The organism is Pseudoalteromonas sp. G5_S1_54_S4, assembly GCF_054968565.1.
The window spans coordinates 15262-36590 of record NZ_JBQKUL010000039.1 but is presented as its reverse complement, the minus strand read 5'-3'; the positions used below and the strand labels follow the sequence as shown (position 1 = coordinate 36590).

The 21329-nt window shown below is 37.8% G+C and carries 19 protein-coding genes; all 19 read right to left on the bottom strand.

The features are described 5' to 3' along the window. Positions 1 to 14 precede the first annotated feature (14 nt). On the bottom strand, positions 15 to 1250 hold the full coding sequence (gene wecC, locus ACTRWE_RS14355; protein WP_462880192.1) for a UDP-N-acetyl-D-mannosamine dehydrogenase: 1236 nt from the start codon (positions 1248 to 1250) through the stop codon (positions 15 to 17). A gap of 46 nt (positions 1251 to 1296) precedes the next feature. Next, positions 1297 to 2019, bottom strand: coding sequence for a WecB/TagA/CpsF family glycosyltransferase (locus ACTRWE_RS14350; protein ID WP_462880191.1), 723 nt, complete (start codon positions 2017 to 2019; stop codon positions 1297 to 1299). Then, the gene (locus ACTRWE_RS14345) at positions 2012 to 3085 is read right to left on the bottom strand and encodes a glycosyltransferase family 4 protein (protein WP_462880190.1); all 1074 of its coding nucleotides are present in this window, start codon (positions 3083 to 3085) and stop codon (positions 2012 to 2014) included. The genes ACTRWE_RS14350 and ACTRWE_RS14345 overlap by 8 nt, the downstream gene beginning before the upstream one ends. 42 nt (positions 3086 to 3127) lie before the next feature. Further along, positions 3128 to 4069 (bottom strand): glycosyltransferase family 2 protein, encoded by a 942-nt coding sequence (locus ACTRWE_RS14340; protein WP_462880189.1) that lies wholly within the window; start codon positions 4067 to 4069, stop codon positions 3128 to 3130. A gap of 26 nt (positions 4070 to 4095) precedes the next feature. Next, entirely contained in the window at positions 4096 to 5376 is a 1281-nt protein-coding gene (locus ACTRWE_RS14335) for an EpsG family protein (RefSeq protein ID WP_462880188.1), read from the bottom strand. A 23-nt stretch (positions 5377 to 5399) separates the two neighbouring features. Continuing rightward, entirely contained in the window at positions 5400 to 6356 is a 957-nt protein-coding gene (locus ACTRWE_RS14330; protein ID WP_462880187.1) for a Wzz/FepE/Etk N-terminal domain-containing protein, read from the bottom strand. Then, on the bottom strand, positions 6356 to 7273 hold the full coding sequence (rfbA, locus tag ACTRWE_RS14325) for a glucose-1-phosphate thymidylyltransferase RfbA (protein ID WP_462880186.1): 918 nt from the start codon (positions 7271 to 7273) through the stop codon (positions 6356 to 6358). Before rfbA ends, ACTRWE_RS14330 begins: the two co-directional genes overlap by 1 nt. Positions 7274 to 7281: 8 nt before the next feature. After that, entirely contained in the window at positions 7282 to 7644 is a 363-nt protein-coding gene (locus ACTRWE_RS14320; RefSeq protein WP_462880185.1) for a four helix bundle protein, read from the bottom strand. 82 nt (positions 7645 to 7726) lie between these two features. Continuing rightward, positions 7727 to 8815, bottom strand: coding sequence for a dTDP-glucose 4,6-dehydratase (rfbB, locus tag ACTRWE_RS14315; RefSeq protein ID WP_462880184.1), 1089 nt, complete (start codon positions 8813 to 8815; stop codon positions 7727 to 7729). Between the two features lie 120 nt (positions 8816 to 8935). Continuing rightward, positions 8936 to 10687 carry an asparagine synthase-related protein gene (locus ACTRWE_RS14310; protein ID WP_462880183.1) on the bottom strand — a complete coding sequence of 584 codons (1752 nt, stop codon included), beginning with the start codon at positions 10685 to 10687 and terminating at the stop codon, positions 8936 to 8938. A gap of 1 nt (position 10688) precedes the next feature. After that, complete coding sequence (locus ACTRWE_RS14305; RefSeq protein ID WP_462880182.1) at positions 10689 to 12107, bottom strand: MOP flippase family protein; 1419 nt, start codon at positions 12105 to 12107, stop codon at positions 10689 to 10691. Between the two features lie 33 nt (positions 12108 to 12140). Beyond that, a complete protein-coding gene (locus tag ACTRWE_RS14300; protein ID WP_462880181.1) occupies positions 12141 to 13187 on the bottom strand; it encodes a TDP-N-acetylfucosamine:lipid II N-acetylfucosaminyltransferase family protein in 1047 nt (348 codons plus the stop codon). Beyond that, on the bottom strand, positions 13187 to 13762 hold the full coding sequence (locus ACTRWE_RS14295; RefSeq protein WP_462880180.1) for an acyltransferase: 576 nt from the start codon (positions 13760 to 13762) through the stop codon (positions 13187 to 13189). The genes ACTRWE_RS14300 and ACTRWE_RS14295 overlap by 1 nt, the downstream gene beginning before the upstream one ends. A gap of 34 nt (positions 13763 to 13796) precedes the next feature. After that, positions 13797 to 14903, bottom strand: a complete 1107-nt coding sequence (locus ACTRWE_RS14290; protein WP_462880179.1) for a DegT/DnrJ/EryC1/StrS family aminotransferase — start codon at positions 14901 to 14903, stop codon at positions 13797 to 13799. Between the two features lie 233 nt (positions 14904 to 15136). Next, positions 15137 to 16525 carry a hypothetical protein gene (locus ACTRWE_RS14285; RefSeq protein WP_462880178.1) on the bottom strand — a complete coding sequence of 463 codons (1389 nt, stop codon included), beginning with the start codon at positions 16523 to 16525 and terminating at the stop codon, positions 15137 to 15139. A 486-nt stretch (positions 16526 to 17011) separates the two neighbouring features. Continuing rightward, positions 17012 to 19063 carry a secretin N-terminal domain-containing protein gene (locus ACTRWE_RS14280; RefSeq protein ID WP_462880177.1) on the bottom strand — a complete coding sequence of 684 codons (2052 nt, stop codon included), beginning with the start codon at positions 19061 to 19063 and terminating at the stop codon, positions 17012 to 17014. 33 nt (positions 19064 to 19096) lie between these two features. Then, positions 19097 to 19594: a hypothetical protein gene (locus ACTRWE_RS14275; protein WP_462880176.1), complete on the bottom strand. Its 498-nt coding sequence runs from the start codon at positions 19592 to 19594 to the stop codon at positions 19097 to 19099. After that, on the bottom strand, positions 19591 to 20169 hold the full coding sequence (locus ACTRWE_RS14270) for a GspMb/PilO family protein (RefSeq protein WP_462880175.1): 579 nt from the start codon (positions 20167 to 20169) through the stop codon (positions 19591 to 19593). Before ACTRWE_RS14270 ends, ACTRWE_RS14275 begins: the two co-directional genes overlap by 4 nt. A 2-nt stretch (positions 20170 to 20171) precedes the next feature. Then, positions 20172 to 21323: a hypothetical protein gene (locus tag ACTRWE_RS14265; RefSeq protein ID WP_462880174.1), complete on the bottom strand. Its 1152-nt coding sequence runs from the start codon at positions 21321 to 21323 to the stop codon at positions 20172 to 20174. Positions 21324 to 21329 lie beyond the last annotated feature (6 nt).

Sequence of the window (21329 nt, the reverse complement as noted above, 5' to 3'; positions counted from 1 at the left end):
TCTTTTTTAAAAAATTAAAATATACCGCGGCTATCAACAATTACTTTTTTAGCAATTTGCTCTGGAGCAATACTTTTAAACTCTTTATGATCAACGAGTACAGCAAGGGTGTTACTCTGAGCTAAAGCATCCTCTAGCGCTACCAATTCAACACCTAGTTTAGATAGAGACTCAGGTAGCTTAGTAATATTTGGTTCTACCACTAAAACCTTTGCACAGTTTTTCTCAGCCAGCATTTTAGTAATATCTAAAGCTGGGCTTTCACGTAAATCATCAATATCAGCTTTAAATGCAATACCTAAACAAGCAACTATTGGCTTTTTAAATTGCTCAAGAGCCTCTAAAATCTGATTTAGAACATAATAAGGTTTGCTATCATTAACTTCTCTGGCCTGGCGAATTAACTTTGCTGTGTCAGGTGCTGAGCTCACAATAAACCATGGGTCTACGGCAATACAATGCCCGCCGACACCTGGGCCTGGGTTTAAAATATTTACGCGTGGGTGGCGGTTAGCCAGTTTAATAAGCTCCCAAACGTCTATATTTAGTTTATCGCAAATCATCGATAATTCATTAGCAAAAGCAATATTTACATCACGAAAGGAATTCTCTGTTAATTTTGCCATTTCAGCTGTGCGAGCGGTTGTGAGTAAGCACTCTCCTGCAACAAAGGTCTTGTATAACTTAACAGCTTTTTCAGAGCAAGCTGAAGACATACCGCCAATAACACGGTCATTTTCAACTAATTCTCGCAATACATGTCCCGGTAAAACACGCTCAGGACAATGTGCAACATTTATATCCGCCTCACTTCCATGGGTTTGTGGGAATGTTAAATCAGAACGAGCTTCCGCCAGCCATTTAGCCAATTCTTCTGTAGCCCCAACAGGAGAAGTTGACTCTAAAATAACTAAATTGCCTTTTTCAAGCACTGGCGCAATTGCTTTCGCTGCCGATTCTATGTAACTTAAATCGGCTTCATAATTTTCTTTAAATGGAGTGGGAACCGCCACCATAAATGCATCTGCTTTTTCTGGTATTGTAGTAGCTCGCAAATTACCCGCTTGCACTGCGCTGCGTACAACAATATCTAGATCGGGCTCTATAATGTGTACATTACCAGCATTTATGGTATCAACAGCATGCTGATTTACATCAACGCCTATTACATCCATGCCACGAGAAGCAATTACGGCGGCAGTTGGTAAACCAATATAACCTAAACCAATTACTGATACTTTTTTAAACATTAAAACCTCAATTTAATCAATACTATACATTGTCACTAAAAACAAACTACACCTTGTTTGTTAAATATAAATATATATACTTTAGTAAGTTACTTTGACGAAACAAACGTGATGGCTGGGATGACAACCGATACAGCCACTCTAAATTCGTTGCTCTAAATAATTTAGGCGCACGTTTAACATTCCCTGTAAAAACATCATATGTCCCACCCACTCCCATAAAAAAAGTTTGAGGTGCTTGCTTCATACATTCAAAAATAAACAATTCTTGTCTAGGAGAGCCTAAAGCAACACTCACTATTTTTGCACCCGAGCTAACAATTTCATCTATAACTAATTGCTGCTGCTCTTTAGTAAAGTAACCATTTTTAAAACCAACTACATTTACACCTAACACACTTAACTTTTCATGTGTTTGAGCTACGGTATTTTGTGTAGCACCTAATAAATATACAGGAATATTTTTCTCTATAGAGCGCTCCATTAAACGCTCCCAAAGTTCACATCCTGGAATTCTAGCAACCTTACTCCCTGTTCGCTTTGACATAACATACGAAACACCAACCCCATCGGGATAGCATACAGTCGCACTTTGCAAAATAGCCATTACATTGGGATCATTTTTTGCCGCTATTATCTTTTCAGGATTAACAGCAATAGCCATGCCGGGAATAACACCATCTGAATTTAAAATAGAGGTATCAATTAACTCATTAATTGATGGGCATGCAACTATATTAACGCCGCCTACATTTACTTTATTAGTCATTGATTGCGCTCAGCCGAAGCTCTTTGTAAATTTTTGAAATTTCTTTTGTAACTGACGACAAACGATATTGTTGTGCAGACTTAACAGCATGTTCACTCAAATCTTTATAATCACTTTCAGGTAAATCCATTACATGGTGTATACTTTTTATAATATCAGTACAAACACTACTATCATCATTTGCAATTAAAAAACCATTAACGCCATTTATTATTTGAGCGCACGATCCGTCGGTCTTTGTTGCAATTACAGGCGTTCCACAAGCCATTGCTTCACTTATCACTAAGCCAAAAGATTCATTATATGATAGATTAACTAGCAACTGACTTTCGTTATAAATTGTTACCAACTCAGTGGGTGTCAAGCTATCAAAGTATGTAATAGATACTCTTTCATTTACCTTTATACGCTCAATAAAGTCACACTCACCCGCGCCCACAATCGCAACACGCACTTGACAAGGAAAGCTTACTAATATTTCTTCAAGCCTTTCTATCCCTTTATTTATGTCTAAGTGTCCAACAAAAACAAAGTCATACTTGTTTTTTATGCACTTCGTATGACCCTGCTGCTGATAAAAAACATCATTTACACCAGCACTTAACACCACACTTTCAACCGGTTTAAAAAAACGCTTTTTAAGCTTTTCACTCACAAAAATATATTTATCTACAAAACGTGTACACATTTTGTATAAATAGCTAGGTGGTGTGTATAAATAAATGTCACTACCATGAAATGTCACTACAATTTTAACGTGCCAGTTACGAAAAAACTTATAGGCAATTGCTAATAAGATATTTGGGAAATAAAAGTGAACGTGAATTATATGCTGCTTTTGAGCTGAAAACACATACCTCATTACAAATCGCATAAAGAAAACGGGATACCTAAATAATCTAGCAAATAATGACGTTTTCTCTTGAGTTAAATAATAATAATCTAGCAATAAATCGGGCTGAGCTTTTAAGCTTTCATACTGGTTCATCACAAACCTGCCTGAGTTAGGCATGCTTATGCTAGGTCCCATATTTGATAAAAACAGTACTCTAATTAGTTTTTGCATTATTACCCTGCATTTACTTACTTTTAATAAGCACCAAGTCCACTAGGTCTTACGCTCAATACGTGTTGATTCATGTTCTAAGCGTTTCATTAAGTAGTATTCAAGAGGTGCTTTGCCAAATAGTGACCCTACTACCAATTTCACCAATACACGCGGTGAGGTAAAAAAAACACTCAGTGCTTTAAGGTAATGTTTTATTGCCTTGAGCCGGTTTCCACTTCTTAGTTCGAAATCGGCTAAACTTTCGAATTGACGAGCCAAACCTCTATAAAGCGCTAAACGCTTATATTCTTCTTGATGCTTATTTATAATCCCGAAATGCCCGTTTGCTTTATTAACCGGGTTGCACGAAATACCATCGTCAGCTAATTGATAGGTAATTAGAGGCTCAGCTATACGAATAGCATTATACTTTTTCGATAATCGTAAGAGTAAATCATAATCTTGCATGCTAGGTAAGCTGTTATCAAAGCCATTAATTGCACGCATAGCTTGAGTTGAAATAAGTAACGCTGAAGTACAAATACCAAATCCCTGTTTAAGTAATGATACATACAAATCATTATCGTTTACACAAGTAAAATAACGTCTTAGCCCTTTATATTCTTGATACATATCAGAGTAACAAATATCTGCACCGCTAGAGTTTAAGGCAGAAACCTGCTTATCAAGCTTTGTTTCAATCCACAGGTCGTCATCATCTAAAAAGGCAATGTAGTCACCTCGAGCCGCTTCTAAGCCTGTATTTCTCGCTTGGCAAGCACCTTTGTTTTCACTGTGGCAAATATATTTAATTTGAGCAGAGTCACTATATTCTGACATAACCTTGGTTGTAAGCTTTCGCTCCTCACTCAGAGGGGCATTATCATCTACAATAATAATTTCCCATTCTTTGTAAGACTGATTTTTTACACTTTCAATTGCTTTAGGTAATGCATTTGCACGCTTAAAAGTAGGTATTATTACTGTAACTAATTTATTCATATTCTGACCTAAATGGAGGTTTTCAATTATTTATTACGATAACCATCATAATAAATAACATCGGTATTCCAGTATCGTTTAAACATAACAAGATAATCATAGCCACTATTTTCAAGTGGATGACGATGCTTATCACCTTTATAAAAAAACTGACTTTCGTTTATGAATATCACATAAGAAAAGGCAGCTACATGAAAACCGATTAGTAAAAATAAGGAAAAACCAGAAATAAACTTTGGCTTTAAATACTCTAATGCAAAAAGTAGTAATGGTGCATACAATAAATACAATGGCAGTATAAGCCTATGAAGCTCTTCACCTATAAAAAATAGAGCAACAAAACTGAGTAAAGTTAAATAGCTCATTATATTAAATAGTTTCAAATATTTAATATTGCTCGTTTTTAAATAGCCAGGTATAGCAATTAAGTTAATAGCAATAAAAAATAACAAAAGGGGTAACTTTGAAAAATTAGGTTCAAAAACCAAACGCGTTAAAATTTTATTAATCATATAGTTATTTATAACAGTGCTTAATATTTTGATTGCCACAACCCCAATTACAGCAAGTAATATAAAACCTATAAACATTACAATTAACTGGGATAGTGTCCAACGCCGAGTTAGGTGCTTACTAAAAATAAGTAAAGGGAGCAGTAAAACAAATGTAGAAAAGTGAATTAACCCACCTAAAATAAAAATTAGAGCACCTTTTTTCTTATGCTTTTGTGCGAACCAAATACCCATGAGTAATATAGGCACTGCCATACATGTTCTAATAAGGTGCCACTGAAACTGAAAAAACTTATAAAATAATATAATTAATAAAAAGCAGATGAGTGGACTCGGCCCGTCAATTTCCTTGCAAAACCTCCAGATCAAACCATATGTAATGAAAACTGATAAAAAGTAGTATGTGTAAATATCATTATTACTTAAACAAGCAACTCCCCAGCTATATAAGCTAAATAATACATCACCGTGTTTAGCGTAAATTAGAGATACACTTAACATAGTCCATATATCATCATAGCGCTCATAGGCCATTAGATAGGAAGGCATATCATCAGAGCCATTCCATAAATACCCTATGTAACGAGATGCTATTAAAATACTCAGTAGTAGAGATATTATAATAGCTAGCACAGTATCAAAAGGTGTTTTCTTAACTACGAACGCATATAAAAACAGCCCAAACACCCACAGTATAAATGGCACAAAAAGCCAACTTAAAAGCAATAAGCATCCTGATATGTATAACTTAGTATCAACTAATTCATACCTATTTACATTACCTTTGATATTCAATTTAGTAATTCACAAATTTCAGGCTAATTTTCGATTTTTTCTGGCACTTTATTCTCTCGAATAAAGTGAACTAACAAAATTATCGAGCATATAAAGAACACTGAAAAAATAGCACCAAGAATACAAATTACCGCTCGATTTGGCGCTGACTTTTGCTCTTCGACTATCGGACTCTCTATTATTTTAAATGCAAATTCTTTACGTACTTCAGCTAAGAGCATTGCTTTAGTTTGCTCTTCAATAATAGTGTAAAACACGTTTTTCATCTCAGCCACGTTAGTTTTAGATAGCTGCTCATTAAGAAATTTAATGCTATCTTTCTTCTCAGCTATTTCACGTTCCCTAACAGATTTATTGATTAACTTAACAATATTCTCTACATATTCTTTAGAGGTGTATGGATTAATATGTTCAAACTCAATTTCCACTAAGCCTGTTATCTTGTCTTGATTTATCGTTAATTTTTTCAAAAAAAGTTCATAGGTTTCATACAGTGTGGGCTCTAACGTTTTTTGAGTTTTCTCATCAAGCAACCACTGACCGTTTTTGTATACACTATCGTTAAGTTTTAGCGTATTCGATTCTTTATCCCACTCGTTTGCAGCAAATAGGTTTACTTTTACATTATTATTTTTAATAAACTCGTATAAAAAATCTTTCGATTTGATTATTTCTAAATAAACCCCTGTTTCATCCCCAGAGCCGCCAAGGTTTATGCCTGCAATGCTTGCTAAACCACCAAACTGACCAGCCAAACCTGCTAACCCACCACCCTGCTCTTGTTTTTGAGGAGATAACAATATAGAAGATTTATACATGTTCGGTAATGTTAACGAAAACAACAAAATCCCCACGCAGCACAAAAATGAAAGTGAGATAATCAGCCACTTCCTATTCCATAAAACTAACCATAATTCAATAAGATCCAGCCCATTCTCATCAGCAGATGGAGCAGCTACTTGGTGTGTATATTGAGACATTAATATTTACCCTCAGCCAGTTTCAAAAGATATTGACCATAGCCTGTTTTCTTAAGCGATTCACCTTGCTCTATTAATGACTCTTTGGTTAACCAGCCTTGTTTATAGGCAATTTCTTGTAAGCAAGCAATTTTAAAACCTTGTCGTTTTTCAACTGTTTGAACAAATAACGACGCTTCCATTAAGCTGTCGTGGGTGCCGGTATCAAGCCACGCAAAACCACGCCCTAACACTTCAACTTTTAACTTTGATTCATCTAAATAAGCTTGATTAATCGCAGTTATTTCTAACTCACCACGCGCTGAAGGCTTAACTTTTTTAGATTTTTCAACAACGGTGTTGTCATAAAAATACAGCCCTGTAACCGCATAATTAGACTTAGGCTTTACTGGTTTTTCTTCTATTGAAATACCATTAAAGTTACCATCAACCTCCACTACACCAAAGCGCTCTGGGTCGTTAACTTGATAAGCAAAAACACACGCACCGTGTTCAATGTTTGCCATTGCTTTTAATTTAGGCGAGAAGTTAGCACCATAAAAAATATTATCGCCTAAAATTAAACACACTGAGTCTTGGCCAATAAAATCTTCGCCTATAATAAAAGCTTGCGCTAATCCTTCTGGTTTCTCTTGGATCGCATAGTTTAAATTAACTCCAAAATTACTCCCATCACCTAGCAAGGTTTGAAATTGCGACTGATCATGTGGCGTTGTTATTATTAAAATATCTTGAATACCAGCGAGCATAAGTACCGATAGCGGATAGTAAATCATTGGTTTATCGTAAATTGGCAAAATTTGCTTAGATACGCCCATAGTGATTGGGTGTAACCTAGAACCACTGCCTCCCGCTAAAATAATTCCCTTAGTACTGCGTAATGATGAATTTTTAGTGCTTAATTTTGAATTATTCATATCCATACTTATTTGTTAGTCTGTGACGTTTTTACAATACTTGTTAGTAACTTAGCTAACTCGTTACTTTCCTTTTGTAAGGTTTCTACATATAACTCTTTACTATTTAAATAATCAGTTTCAATGAGTAAGTTAATCCAATACTGCGTTTCACGAGCTTCCTTGCTGGCAATACTCATTTTGGCAACAAAATCAGCCTTACTCTGAGCTGCTTGTGCTTCATTTACATTTGCACCAATTGACGTCCCTGAACGAAGTAACTGCTTAGATAACACAAACTCTTTATGCTCATTCACCAAGTACTTATATAATTTCACAACACGAATAGAAAACTGAAAGCTTTTATCTAATACTGTATTTTGTTTTGCCATACACGTCCCTTGTTATTTCTAATGTTTAATTTTTAATTAGCAAACACCTTACAATTCAACATTAAAAATTCACAACTTAAAATTACAAAGCCCCTAATCGTTCTCTTTTATACGAGCCATCTTGTACATTTTCACACCACGCTTGATTATCTAAATACCAGTTAATCGTTTTGCTAATACCCGACTCAAATGTTTCTTGTGGCTGCCAATGAAGTTCATTGGCCATTTTTGATGCATCGATAGCATAACGTCTGTCGTGCCCAGGGCGGTCTTTAACAAACGTAATTAAGTCAGCAAACGATTTAAGCCCTTGGGGCTTTTCACTGATTAACTTATCAAGCTCTTTACAAATAGTGGTGACCACTTCAAGATTGGTTTTTTCATTATGACCACCAATATTATACGTTTGCCCCACCTTACCCTGTGTGGCCACTTTAAATAACGCACGGGCATGATCTTCAACGTACAGCCAGTCACGTATTTGTGAACCATCACCATAAATAGGTAACGACTTACCTTCTAACGCATTTAAAATCACTAGCGGTATTAATTTTTCAGGAAAGTGGAATGGACCATAGTTATTAGAACAGTTGGTAATAACGACAGGTAAGCCATAGGTGCGCTGCCAGGCTCTCACTAAGTGGTCAGAGCTCGCCTTACTGGCTGAATATGGGCTACTTGGCGCATAGGCTGTTTGCTCAGTAAACAGCGGTAACTTTTCATTAGCCTTATATTCATCTGGATGGGGTAAATCACCGTATACCTCATCAGTAGAGATATGATGAAACCTAAACGACGACTTTTGCGCTTCGGGTAATGTATTCCAATAATCTTTTGCAGCTTCTAATAGTGTATATGTGCCTACAATATTAGTTTTAATAAATTCACCGGGGCCGTCAATTGAACGGTCAACATGCGACTCAGCCGCAAGGTGCATTATAATATCGGGTTTATGTGTATTCAGTAATGCGTCTATATGCGCACGTTCACAAATATCGGCCTGCACAAAAGTATAACGCTCAGAATTATCAATGCTTTTTAAGGACTGAAGGTTACCTGCATAGGTGAGTTTATCTAAGTTAATAACTTTATGAGGCGTCTCGTTTATTAAAAAACGTATAACAGCACTGCCAATAAAGCCCGCACCACCGGTAACAACAATAGTTTTCATTAAAAGCCTTTATTTTTTTAAAAAATACAATTCACTGACAAAATAAAATATACAAACAGCATCAACGCATTATCGCAAAGTTATCCTACATTTACCATATTACGTAGCGTTACAAGCCAATCATTCTAAGCGCTTTAGGTAAAGCTCTACTGTTAATAAGCTGCCTATTTTTTCGGGTCTGATTGATTCATTCATAGCGAAAAAACCTGTAACAATATTCTCTACATATTCACTCCCTAATAATTTTTTAACTTCACTATTAGGTGCGCATAATGTTTTTGTTATGTACGCTTTAAATTGCGGCTCTCTAAGCCATGCGTCATAAGCTACATAATGCCTTTTTGGCGCAACACTGCGGTATAACTTTCGGGCAACAGCTTCAAATGCTGAGCCCTTAATTAATTTCACTAGCGATTGCTTTAATGAGCTGGTACTAGGTTCAACCTCATTTGATTGCAAAGAGATTGGTTTACCCGTTTGTTGCCAAGGAATTTCTGTAAAATAATCTGGGTAATAACGTAATAGCATCGCATGATAAAGCTTACCATTTCGCCGATATTCGTCAGGTAAAGAATATAAAAAGTCAACTAAGTCATTATCCATAAACGGCTTAAAGTTATGCAGTTCATGGCTCAGTAAGTCACTACCCGCGCCGATAAAACGCACACCTCTGTTATAAATCAACACAGGGTCGTCATTCACATAATCAAAGTATGGGTCTGTAATATTGGCATAAGCTACATGTTCAAAATATCGCTGAGCTATCCGCTGCTCTTTTTCTAATGCTGCTTGTTCGTAATTAAATAAATAACTACCACCTAAGGTAACGTCACCTAAATATCCATTAAGTAAATAATTAGAATCGGCAGCAATTTTATTTACCGAACTCAATGCATGCATATGCAAAATATTTTTTAACCCGTCGGTTAACCACACCCCTTGTTCACGTCCTGAAAACCAATTATGCTCATCTATACCTACAAGCAAGTTAGATACGCCAGCTAAATCAGCAACTTGCTTAGCTATAACCGCATCGTCGCAACCAGCCTCGCCAAAGGTATAGGTTTTTATTGTCCCTTTAAAATGCTGCTTGGCTGCGGCAAGTAATACCCGCGAATCAAGGCCGCCACTTAAAGTAATTGCCAGCGTATGTTGTTTCATTGTGGCTAAACAGCGTGCTACAGCTTTATCAAATAAGGTGTACGCTTTATTTACTGCGTCTTCAAAACTAACATTATGATTGACCTTAATATAAGACCAACTCCAATATCGCGCCGTATCATACTGACCAGTATTTATATCGATTGTTATAATAGCTGCTGGTGCTACACGCTTGATAGAATTAAATAATGTTTGATCTCCCAGCATATGCCCGACATCAACATAAGTTTTAAGCGCATTAATATCAATTTGCTGCTCAAAGCCTGGGTGAAGTACCAGTGCCTTTGGCTCACTTGAAAAGCCCTTTATTTGGTTATGCAAGCTCCATGTATAAAGAGGCTTCATACCATAACGGTCTGTTACTAGTATAATTTTTTGCGTTTTTTTATCAAAAATTGTAAATGTAAAATACCCATTTAATTGGCTACACAACTCGCTTAAATTTCCAATTAAATATTGATTAGCAATGAGTTCGGCAATATCATTTTGTTGACAATCAGTGCCATTCAGCGAGTAAATATCGCCCCATATATCAACATGCAAATTTTGGTTATTAAAACAATGATAACCAATATCCGCAGTGGTTTTTACTAACTGCTGAAGTTGACCACCTTCGCACCAGTTGCTTGCCACATTGCCTGCAACCTCTAAAAAACTTGGGTGATTATCGGGTAATGAATTTTTATTAATAAACCCTACGATGCCAGGCATTCTACGCCCCTCTAATAAACTTAAAAACTTTAAATAACTGTGGTGCTATGGCGAACACATAACCAATACAAATAAGCAAAAACAAATATACCGCTGACAACGTTAACCAAGGCTGTACCAACACTAAAAGCACCAGCGACACCGCTGAAAAAGCCAATACAGCTGGCATAAAAGAGCTACACAGCGCAATTATAGATAACCCGCTTACAGGCTTAATTAAGTACCACCAATGCATTACAAAGAGTACTACTTGAAGTAAAACCAGCATTTTAACCATTTCAACAATACCTAGCTCAATACTAAATATAATAACCAGTGGTCTGATAATCGTTACTGCTATGTTCCACCAAAAACCGCGCTTAACTTGCCCGCTGGCTCTTAATAACACGCCAATTGGGTTCATCATTGAAATAATCAGCATGTATAAAGCTAACCACCTTAATAACTCGGCATGTTCAAGCCATTGCTCACCAAATGTTAAGCTAAGAACCAAACTTGGAAAAAGTGCAATTAAGCTATACAAAGGAATATTAATTAAGCTCAACAAGCGCAAAATCATACTATAAAGTATTGCCAAGCTATGTGTGTGTTTATGATTAACCATTAGCGGAAACGCCACTTTATTAACCACAGGATTAATAAGCTGCAATGCAGGCCTAAATACAAGTGCTTTTACATAGGCATAAATACCCAGCGCCTCAGCACCAAGCAGCTTACCTATTAACAACTGATCAAGTTGTGCGCTAATAAAGTTAACAAAACTCTCGCCCGTTTGGTACAAACCGTATTTAATAGGCTCTATGATACTGCTTAACTTTAATCTCGTTAGCTTAGGTCGCAAATGTTTAAAACCAATAAGTAAACACCCACTGAGTATTAGCGCATTTGAAAGCTGAGCAATCACTACAGAAAGTAACCTTAAGTCAAAGGCAAGGAGTGTGAGCAGCATAATAAAGCTAGCGATACTAGCAAACACTTCTATTTTAGCAATACTGTTAAACCGCATTGCCTGTTGCAATAGTGCTAAAGGTTGCTGGCCAAAACTACGTATTAAAAATACCGGTGCTAAAAACCAGAGTAATCGGGTTAGCTCTTCCATATTAAAAAATAGCGCTACTGGAAACGCCATTAAAAACACCAAAGCAGAAATAACCACACCCAACAATACATTAACGATGTATAACTGGTTTAGCTGATCTTTAACTAAGTTTTTATGGAAAATTAACGCATTAGATATACCCGCATCACCAAATATTTGCGCAAAGCTCACCACCAATTGCACAATGGCTAGTACACCCAACTCTGCAGGCGTTAAATAACGTGCAAGCACGATGAGTTGGGCGAGCTGCAATCCCCCTTTAATTAGCGTTGAAGCCGCTGTCCACGACACTCCGCTGAGTGCATCCTTTGCAATACTCATATTATGTCACCGCAATCATATTGGTATTTATAGTTAACCATGGAGGTTTTGCAGCATAGTACGCCACTTAGGAGCCAGCGCAGCTTCAGTAAAGTGTTGTTGCATTAAATTAGCATTATTACTATTAAACTCATTCGTTAAGTTAGTCAGCTCATTAAAGCTAATATCGGCTAGTGAGTCGGTTTTATGTAGTTCAAAACCTAGCGCACTTAAGTTAGTGTAGCTAGATGTACTACCCAATAAAAATAAGGGTTTACCCATTAATAGCATGGCATAAGCAACGTATAACCCTTGCTGTCGTTGTTGTGCAAATACAGTCATGCTTACTTTATTCAATAACGCATCGTACTGCGCTTTACTTAACATGCTAGTAATAGCGGTTACTTTGTTTTTAAATAAGCTATTTGCATGATTAATTACCTGCTCAACGTATTCAGGATCACCCGCATAATTAAGTGGCATTATAATTTGAATGTTTTTATCTGCTAGGTGCGCCAATTTATTAAGCGCATCAATATGGTTATTGCTAGGTGATGCAGAGTTACCAACCAGTATTTTAATCATTTGATCTGGAGCGCTCTCAGCGCAATCACTTTTGGTGACTTGCATACCAATAAGCGGGTAAGGTAATACAGCTACCTGTTTACGTTTAAATACTTTTTGTGCTAATTGTGCATCACCTTGGTTTAATGCAAACACCTGTTTAAAGCGGTTAATCAATAATGCATGTAATCCATACACAATGCGTTGCTTAATCGTTCTGCCCGCTTTTGTATGGCGGTAGAGTTCAGCGCCCCACAACACACAGCTACTGCGTTTAACTATGGGGTTAAAGAGCAACTTTTTCCATGTGTGCATATCAAACAAACCATGAAACACGACCTGCGCATTTTTGTCTACATTATTTAATAGTGCAAACAATTCATCATTGTTTTCATAATTGGTAAATCCGTTAATAGGCGCTGCCGATTTTACCCAAAAAGCTTGTTCACAACTGGGCTTGCACTGATGACTAAAAAACTGCTGCATAGGGTGGTAATGGTGTGGCGTGTCGGCAAACACGTGAATCACTTTGTTCATTATTGCTCGCTGTTATATTTATCTAAAAACGCCGGCACTAAATCAAGTAGCTCGTTGCTACGTGGCTTTATTTTTTTAACAGGCTGCCCTGCATAAATACTCCATGGTTCTAAGTCACGATTAACCAACGACAGTGCCCCTAGCGCAACGCCCTCGCCTATATTAACATTAGGTAAAACAACACTGCCGGCACCTATTATTACATGCTTATTTAATGTGACGGGTGCATGTTCAACATTGGTAAAGTGGCTAGGTATGGTTGGGTTGGTTAAGTATTCGCCTGAGTAATCATCACTGCTTGAATAAATGGCCACACGGGATGAAATATTACAAAAATCATCAATGGTAATTTTTTCTGCACCAATTAACGAGCTAAACACTGCAATATGGACGTGGTTGCCAATTGTAATGCCGCCCTCTCCTGCGCTAATAACGCAAAAGTCGTCTATACGTACATTATCCCCTACACTTATTTTACCAACACCATAAAAAGAGGCCTTGGTAGAAATACGTACATTTTCACCTACGCTTAAAAAGCCCAACTCATGTAGCGCTTGCTGTGAGTAAACAGCCATAGCTAACTCCTTGTAATTTAGTAAAACCAATCGCTTATTGCAGTGTTTTTAATGCCGTAATTAAGTGGTTGCATATTTCATCAACCCCTTCAAGAGTGAGATCTGTAAACATAGGCAGGCACAAAACCCGCTCACTAATACTGTTGGCTATAGGTGTATTACCATGCATACCATATGCTGGCACTTTACTTAAACTTGGGTAAAAATAACGGCGAGTTTGCACCCCAGCATTGCTGAGTGCAGCTTGTACTTTTAATAACGTATCTTGCGACTCAAACACCACTGGCATATAAGCGCCATTGTTACCACCACCTTCATGCCAAGCTTGTAACTGCAAAGCTTTTACAGGCTCAAGCAGCTCAGTATAGCGCTTAGCCAATTTACAGCGCCATGAGGTTATATGCTCAATATGCTCTAGTACACACAGCCCCATAGCCGCATGCATTTCACTCATTTTAGCGTTTATACCTACAAACTCAGGAAATTGCTGCGCATTAAAGCCAAAGTTAATCAGCTGTTTTGCTTTTAAGTAATCGGCTTTATGTTTAAAAATAACAGCGCCACCCTCAACGCTATGAAACAGCTTGGTTGCATGCAAACTTAACGTGGCAGCATCACCATGCTGCAGCACGCTTTGGCCATTAAGATTGCTGGCAAAGGCATGGGCGGCATCGTAAATTACTTTAAGGTTATGCTTATTAGCAACTTGTTCAATATTAGCCACATCACACGGATTACCAAATACATGCACACCTACAATAGCACTGGCACGGTTTAATTGCTCCTCACTAGCATTAGCTATATTTATATTGTATGTGGCAGGGTCTATATCTATAAATTCGGGGATAATACCCGCAAAGCACAGGGAACTGGCGGTAGCGGCAAATGAAAAAGGCGTAGTCAGTGCCATAGCTTTATTTTTAGCGCTAATATCAAGAGTAGCAAAGGCCACTTGCAAGGCTAATGTGCCATTGGCGACTAACAGTAAATGCTCAACGTTTAAGTACTCAGCGAGCTGTTGTTCTAGCTGTTGTAAACACGGGCCATTATTGGTAAGCCAGTTACGCTCAAATATGGCATTAACGCGGGCTGTGTAGTCATGGTTTTTAGGTAAGAAAGGCTTAACAATGGGATATTTCACAACATACACTCATAAAAATAAAGGTGCAGCAGTGTAGCAAACAACAGTTTAAGGGTCTAGATAGTAAAGGTTAAAGGTTAAAGGTTAAAGGTTAAAGGTTAAAGGTTAAAGGTTAAAGGTTAAAGGTTAAAGGTTAAAGGTTAAAAATATATACCCATAAATTATACGCAATAAAAAAGCGAGCCTAGGCTCGCTTTTTTTATAAACCAAATGGCTTACCTAAAAACTCAGTATTAGTGAGTTAATACACGGTCAGCAGATGCTTTATGGTAGTAAACACCTTTAACACCAATGTTTGATTCTGGTGCGTTAACTACTACGTTAATGTGTGCATTACCAGTAATACCTGAAGCTGCAGCAAAAGCAGCAACCTCTAGACTGATGTTAGTTACACTGTTAGCTGCAGCTACTGCATCTAAAGTTTTAGTGTATTCTTTTCCATCAGCTGTAAGTGTTACAGTGATAGCACCTTCAACAGTACCAGTATTAGCAACAGTGATTGACTGTGCATACTCAGAACCGAAAGGCATAAGCTCAATCTTGTCTGTAGAACCGTCAAGATCCCACTCACCAGCAGCTAAAGAAGCAGTTGCTTTTGTAGCTGAGCCAGTTTTAGGAGCGTACGTTGATTCAGCTGAAACTGTGAAAGTTTGGTCAGTAATAGTTACATCACCAGCGACGTTACCAGCTGTAATTGTTAAACCAGCCGAACCAAAACCACCTGGACCAGAAAAAGAAACTGACTGCAAGTCACTGCTAGGTGTAATTGATGTAGCAGTTGTAGTCGCTAGTTGAGCAAAAGCAGTTGTTAATGGAATTTTATCTGCAGAAGTAATTTTACCATCAGCGTTTGTATCCAAGAAGCTAAAATCACCCATTAAAGTTACTTTAGTTGCTGATGGAGCAGCACCAAGCAAAGTTGTTAAAGTAGCTGGTACACCGTCTGTAGTCGCAGCTACTTCTGTTGCTGCAAGGCTATAATCAGCGAAAGTTACTTTAACATCATCAGTGTAGTCAATTGTTGTAGAAACTCCAGTAGTACCAAAGTTTTTACGTAAAGAGCCAACTGAAATAGTTTCGTTTAGTGGAGTTTCAACTTTAACATTGTACTGGTTAACACCTTTCATTACAGTTGCAGTGTTAGTAGAAGCAGAATCAACAGCAAAACCTGTAGATGTAACAGCAGAGTATGTAGCAGAGATAGAGCCCGCTGCTGCTGCTGAAGCAGTTGTTAACTTAATACCAGAAAAAACAATTTCAGACTGACCTGCAGCGCCGTGATCACCTGTAGCAGCGGTAACACGAAAAGTCACCTTATCAGCTTCAGTACTTAGAACACCTAAAGTTAGAGTTTGAGCGTTTGCTGTAGCATAAGCAGCAGCTGCAACACTATTAGTTGTATCAATAGTAGCACCAGATACAGACAGAGTAATAATATCTCCGGCAGAGTATTGCGCGTTAAGGTCAACTGTAACATTACTTAGTGCAATACCAGTTGTTTCATTTGCAATGTATTCTTTACCGAATACATTTACCTTGCCACTAGTAGGTGTAGTTATAGCAGCATTTGCAGATATAGCAGCTGTAGTAAGCGCTAAAGCAACAAGTGTTTTTTTAAACATTTTTATTCTCCGAGTTTCATGAAACAGGAACTTTCATTGTTCCCTATAAAAGTATATTGGCTGACCATGCACCATAGGCCGTCACCTAAGTGACTACTAGTCATGCCAAGAGTTAGTCTAAACATTGTTAGTTTATTGTCAAGCAATTAACCTATTTAAAACTAATGCAAATATGTTACCGCTTTATGACACACCTGACAACATTTTTAACGCTTTAAAAATCAGCAGCTTGCAAATAAAAACCAATCAAGTTAAGTTAATTAGTTTTTATTTTACATGCACTTATGGGTTAATGCATTTATAAATAAGCACATTAACTTAACATGTGCAGTTTAATTACAATTACTAAAAAAGCAACAATACTAAAGAATTGTTTTTTAATAATTTAAATGTACTTTTAATTAGAGTAGAGTAAAAACTCAATAACCTCTACATTTTAATACATAAACATTATATTTTTTAAATTATATGAGCTAATTAACTTTTTTATTCGCCCGACAATTTAAGCTCACTCATTCCTTGCTTAAACTGATTGTAAATACTTTCCCACTCAGCGGTAGAGCCAACAATACGCGGAGTAACTAACACAACGAGCTCGGTCTTATTGCTATTGTTATCAGTGCCATTAAACAAGCGACCAAGTAATGGAATGCTTGAAAAAAACGGCACACGGCGATCGCTCAAGGTGCTGTTTTCGCTAATTAAACCGCCCAACATAATGGTTTGGCCATTACCGGCTATCACTTCGGTTTTAAGTGAGCGCTCAAAAATAATGGGGTTACCTTCAGCGCCACTACTACTGGCTTGATTACTTATTTTTTGAGTTATTTCCATTAGTACAACCCCTTGCGCATTGACCGTGGGGGTTACTTGTAAATCTATACCGGTTTCTAAATATTCAACTGAAGTACGCGAACCATTGACTGGGTCCGTAATAATGTCGCCCACAATAGGAATACGGTTACCTACAGTGATACTTGCTTGTACGCCATCGCGCACTGCAAGGCTTGGACGTGAAAGCACGTTCACGTAGGTATCTTTTTCTAATAAGTTTAAGCTTAGGCTGCCGCGTGTGCCGCTCAGTACGTACGAAAGGCCATTACCATTTCCCTCTAAGTTAAATCCGCCTTGCTTATTAGCACCTTGGTTTGTTAGAGCAAACTCTACCCCTTGTTTAAACTCATCAGTAAGCGTGACTTCAGCAATCATCATTTCTAACACTATTTGCTTAGGCATAATGTCAAGGCGCTTAATCATAGGTAACAAATTACGATAATCATCACCCGTGGTATAAAAAATCAACGCGTTTGAGCGCTCATCTACCACCATTTTCATGCCATCGGCATTGACCGAAATGTTGCGTTTGGCTTTGCTGGCGTTACCTGAGTTTGTATTATTATTTTGGCTTGCAACAGAGGTACTACTCGTTAATGCTTGCGAAGAGCCCCCGCCTAATAGCATTTGCAAGCTTTCTCCTAAGTCTGACGCTCTTGAAAACTCAGGATTAAATACAAAATATTGATCTTGGTTACCATCAGCTGGTTGGTCAAGTTGTTTAGCCCAATAAAGTGTACGCTGTATAAAGCGTTTATCGTTGGTAAAAAACACCATGGTATTAGTGCGCTCTAAAGGTACAATCGATACAGCTTGCTCACTTGAGGCATTAATACTGACCGATATACCCTCTTGCTTCATTAAATCTTGTAACTGTTTGCTAAGGTCATCAACTGGTATAAAAGTTGATTTATACATACCTATAGAACGATTTCTAAATAAAGGACGGTCAACCAACTGCATAAACTCAAGGGCTTTTATTATGTCGCTGCGTTTACCTTTAAACATAATCGCTTGCTGCTCAAACAATGGCCTCGCATCAACCTTAGTTAATTGCTTTATAGTATTCGCTAATGAGGTTTGCATCCCGGCTTTAAAAGGAGCAAGCTGAACTATTTCATTCGAAGTATTGGGTACATCTTCAGGGTTGGCGCCATAACCATAAACCAAATTACTTGATACGCCGTCATCACTTTTATGAATATAATAAATACCGTCTTGGTAACGTATTAATATATTACGCTCTTGCAGCATTTGCTCACTAAGGGTGAATAACTTACGTTTGGTGAGCTCGTCTTGCAGGTTTAACGTTACCTGATCTTTTGAGCTATTGAGTTGCTCGCCTAAAATATAATTTACATTAAGTAGCTCGCCAAATACGTAATGTAGGTAGTCTTTTACTAATAAACTATCAGCGGTGAGCTTTACACTTTCGGTATTGCTAAACTGATCAGCTAAGTTTGTCTGCTCGCTTTGGCTAGTTTTATTATTTGCCAATGGCTCTAAGTACGTTATGCCATGCTGTGCCGCAGTTTTGTTGTTATCGGGGTTTGTTGATTGCGGCTCCTCACTTGCTTTTACATTAACGGGTGCATTTTTTTGCAAGTACGATGGAGTTGGCGATAAGCCATTTGGCGTACTATTACAGCCCGCTAATAAGCCGGTTGCAAGTAATCCGAAAGTAAGTGCTTTACTGTGTTTCATAGTGTTTCCGTGCCAATAATTGTGTATTTAGCCTTAACCACGTTGGTACATTACCAAGGTAATTTGCTGCTTATTTTTGCTCAGTGCAACTTGCGTGTTTGACAATATAGTAAGGGTGTACCCTGCTACACTTTGTTTATTAGTATATTTAACCAGCTCAGTTTGCTGGTTTTTTGTATTTTTTTGCTCAATTAGCGCATACGGCTTGGCGCTGAAAATAACCGCTTTTAGCTTTAGCTCTAAATCACCTGCAAATACACTCAGTAGTTCGCCGTTTTGTGCCGCTTGCTGTGCTGCACTTAAACCTTGCTCTATTGTATCTGTAGGTGCTTTAGGTTGGTCGTAACCGCTAAATAAGCCGTTTAGTTGCTGTTTGGCACTGGTTGATAAAAGTGGTAACGGCTGGGCATTATTGGTTTGCGCGTTAAAGCTATTATTTGCTTGTGGCTCATTTTGCACAAAGCGGTTGGTAAAGTCGCTAATAAGCACCAGTAGTACTAAAGCTATAGCCATTAAGGTTACTTTGTTCATTGCGCCTCCGCAGTGTTAGGTGCTTGGTGCATATAAAAAGCCAGTTCTAAGGAGCCACTCATATTACCAAGTGCGTCGGTTTTTTGCCCTTTTATATTTATATTAAGGCTTTTAAGCTCGGCCTTAGGCGTTTGGCTTTCAAGGTGGGTTATTAATGTAATAAAATCACGCATTTTACCTTTTAAATTTAAGCGTAACTGGTGGCGTATAAGCTGATTATTAGCAACGGCTATGCTAGGCAGCCAGCTGCTGGTGTTTATTTGTAGCTGATTACTGGCAACAGTTTGCTCTAGTTGTTGCTGCATGGCTAATTTAAATTCACCTTCGCGTTGGTAGTTAACAAACAGCTCATTAATAGCCTCTAACTGGGCGTTTATACTTTGTTGGCTTTGGCTAATTTGGCCTTGATTGGCAATCACATTTTGCGATTTAGCTGCGCGTTTTTCTAAGTTAGTAAGCTGTGCTAGTTGAGTGTTTTGCCAATCAATTAACGGCACAACTATAAATTTTAACGATACTAATAATACTAACGCTGCGAGCGCTAATTGGTGTTTAGGCTGCTTTAAATCAAACATGATTATTTAGCCTCGCTTTTTGTGTTAGGCATTTGGGGGATACTTTGATCTTGCAAAGTATTTAAGGTAAAGCTAATTACAAAGCTTTCGCCGCGGCGCTCTTTACGTGAGGGGTAGTCAAATTTAGCGTTATTAGTTCGTGGGTTATTGATTATAATTTGCAAAGCATCGGTAGCCTTATTTGCAGTTCCGCGAATAATATAACGGTTATCTTCAAAACGTATATTAGTGAGCTCTGCACTGGTCACCAATTGTTGTAATACAAAAAATAACGAGCTGGTTAGTTGTTGGTTCTGGGCAAACCCTTGCAAGGTATTTAATTGCGCATTGGTGGCTTCAAATTGTTCTAGGGTGTTTAACGCTTGGTTTACGTTGCTTTTATTTTGCGCAAGCTGAGTTTGCAAACTATGAGTTTTATACCCCAAATAAACACTGGTTAAACCTGCATAAGCAACACATAAAGCAATAGCTATTAGGCTGGTTTTTTTTATCAATGCTTTATTAATGACTGACGTTGGCGGCGTAAAAAACGTGACAAGCTGCTTTATTGGTTGTGCCTTAAGCCCAGCAATAAGCGTTTGTGCATAGTGGGTGGGCTCTTCAATATTGATTACCTGCTTGCAAGGTACGCCAAACATGCTGGCAAAGCGCTCGGGGCTGTTAATTAGCGGGCTTGCCAATGCTGAATACACACTTTGTTGATGCCCTGTAACAAACATAGCTGAAAAAGCCTGGCTATTTAAAACTTGCTCTGCAGCTAGGGTATTACTAAGTAATAAGGTTTCTGGTAAATTTAACCACGCAGCGGGTAACTTTAAAAAACGCCAGTAAGTTACTTTGCTTTGGTCGCCCCCTAGGGAGCTAATAATATAAGTGCTGTGGCTGTGCTGATTATTATCAGCACTTTGGTTGTTCATTTTTATTATGCTTACCAGCTCTTTTTTATTACCAACTGGGTAATTTTCGCTTTGCTCGGTGTAATGCTTACGCCCTACAATTTGCAACAAGGGCGTTTTTGTTTGCTCCCCTTCGGTTGGTATTAAGGTAAATTGCTGCTGAGCATTTAACACTAAGTTGTACGGCTTATCGCTGTAGTAAACTACATTGTTACATAGCCACTTTTTTATCAATAATGTGAGTTTAGTTTTAATCATTAAATA

Excerpts from the sequence above, each read along its gene's own strand:
- wecC (WP_462880192.1), bottom strand. The coding sequence starts at position 1,250 with ATGTTTAAAAAAGTATCAGTAATTGGTTTAGGTTATATTGGTTTACCA.
- ACTRWE_RS14350 (WP_462880191.1), bottom strand. The coding sequence starts at position 2,019 with ATGACTAATAAAGTAAATGTAGGCGGCGTTAATATAGTTGCATGCCCA.
- ACTRWE_RS14345 (WP_462880190.1), bottom strand. The coding sequence starts at position 3,085 with ATGCAAAAACTAATTAGAGTACTGTTTTTATCAAATATGGGACCTAGC.
- ACTRWE_RS14340 (WP_462880189.1), bottom strand. The coding sequence starts at position 4,069 with ATGAATAAATTAGTTACAGTAATAATACCTACTTTTAAGCGTGCAAAT.
- ACTRWE_RS14330 (WP_462880187.1), bottom strand. The coding sequence starts at position 6,356 with ATGTCTCAATATACACACCAAGTAGCTGCTCCATCTGCTGATGAGAAT.
- rfbA (WP_462880186.1), bottom strand. The coding sequence starts at position 7,273 with ATGAATAATTCAAAATTAAGCACTAAAAATTCATCATTACGCAGTACT.
- ACTRWE_RS14320 (WP_462880185.1), bottom strand. The coding sequence starts at position 7,644 with ATGGCAAAACAAAATACAGTATTAGATAAAAGCTTTCAGTTTTCTATT.
- rfbB (WP_462880184.1), bottom strand. The coding sequence starts at position 8,815 with ATGAAAACTATTGTTGTTACCGGTGGTGCGGGCTTTATTGGCAGTGCT.
- ACTRWE_RS14310 (WP_462880183.1), bottom strand. The coding sequence starts at position 10,687 with ATGCCTGGCATCGTAGGGTTTATTAATAAAAATTCATTACCCGATAAT.
- ACTRWE_RS14305 (WP_462880182.1), bottom strand. The coding sequence starts at position 12,107 with ATGAGTATTGCAAAGGATGCACTCAGCGGAGTGTCGTGGACAGCGGCT.
- ACTRWE_RS14300 (WP_462880181.1), bottom strand. The coding sequence starts at position 13,187 with ATGAACAAAGTGATTCACGTGTTTGCCGACACGCCACACCATTACCAC.
- ACTRWE_RS14295 (WP_462880180.1), bottom strand. The coding sequence starts at position 13,762 with ATGGCTGTTTACTCACAGCAAGCGCTACATGAGTTGGGCTTTTTAAGC.
- ACTRWE_RS14285 (WP_462880178.1), bottom strand. The coding sequence starts at position 16,525 with ATGTTTAAAAAAACACTTGTTGCTTTAGCGCTTACTACAGCTGCTATA.
- ACTRWE_RS14280 (WP_462880177.1), bottom strand. The coding sequence starts at position 19,063 with ATGAAACACAGTAAAGCACTTACTTTCGGATTACTTGCAACCGGCTTA.
- ACTRWE_RS14275 (WP_462880176.1), bottom strand. The coding sequence starts at position 19,594 with ATGAACAAAGTAACCTTAATGGCTATAGCTTTAGTACTACTGGTGCTT.
- ACTRWE_RS14270 (WP_462880175.1), bottom strand. The coding sequence starts at position 20,169 with ATGTTTGATTTAAAGCAGCCTAAACACCAATTAGCGCTCGCAGCGTTA.
- ACTRWE_RS14265 (WP_462880174.1), bottom strand. The coding sequence starts at position 21,323 with ATGATTAAAACTAAACTCACATTATTGATAAAAAAGTGGCTATGTAAC.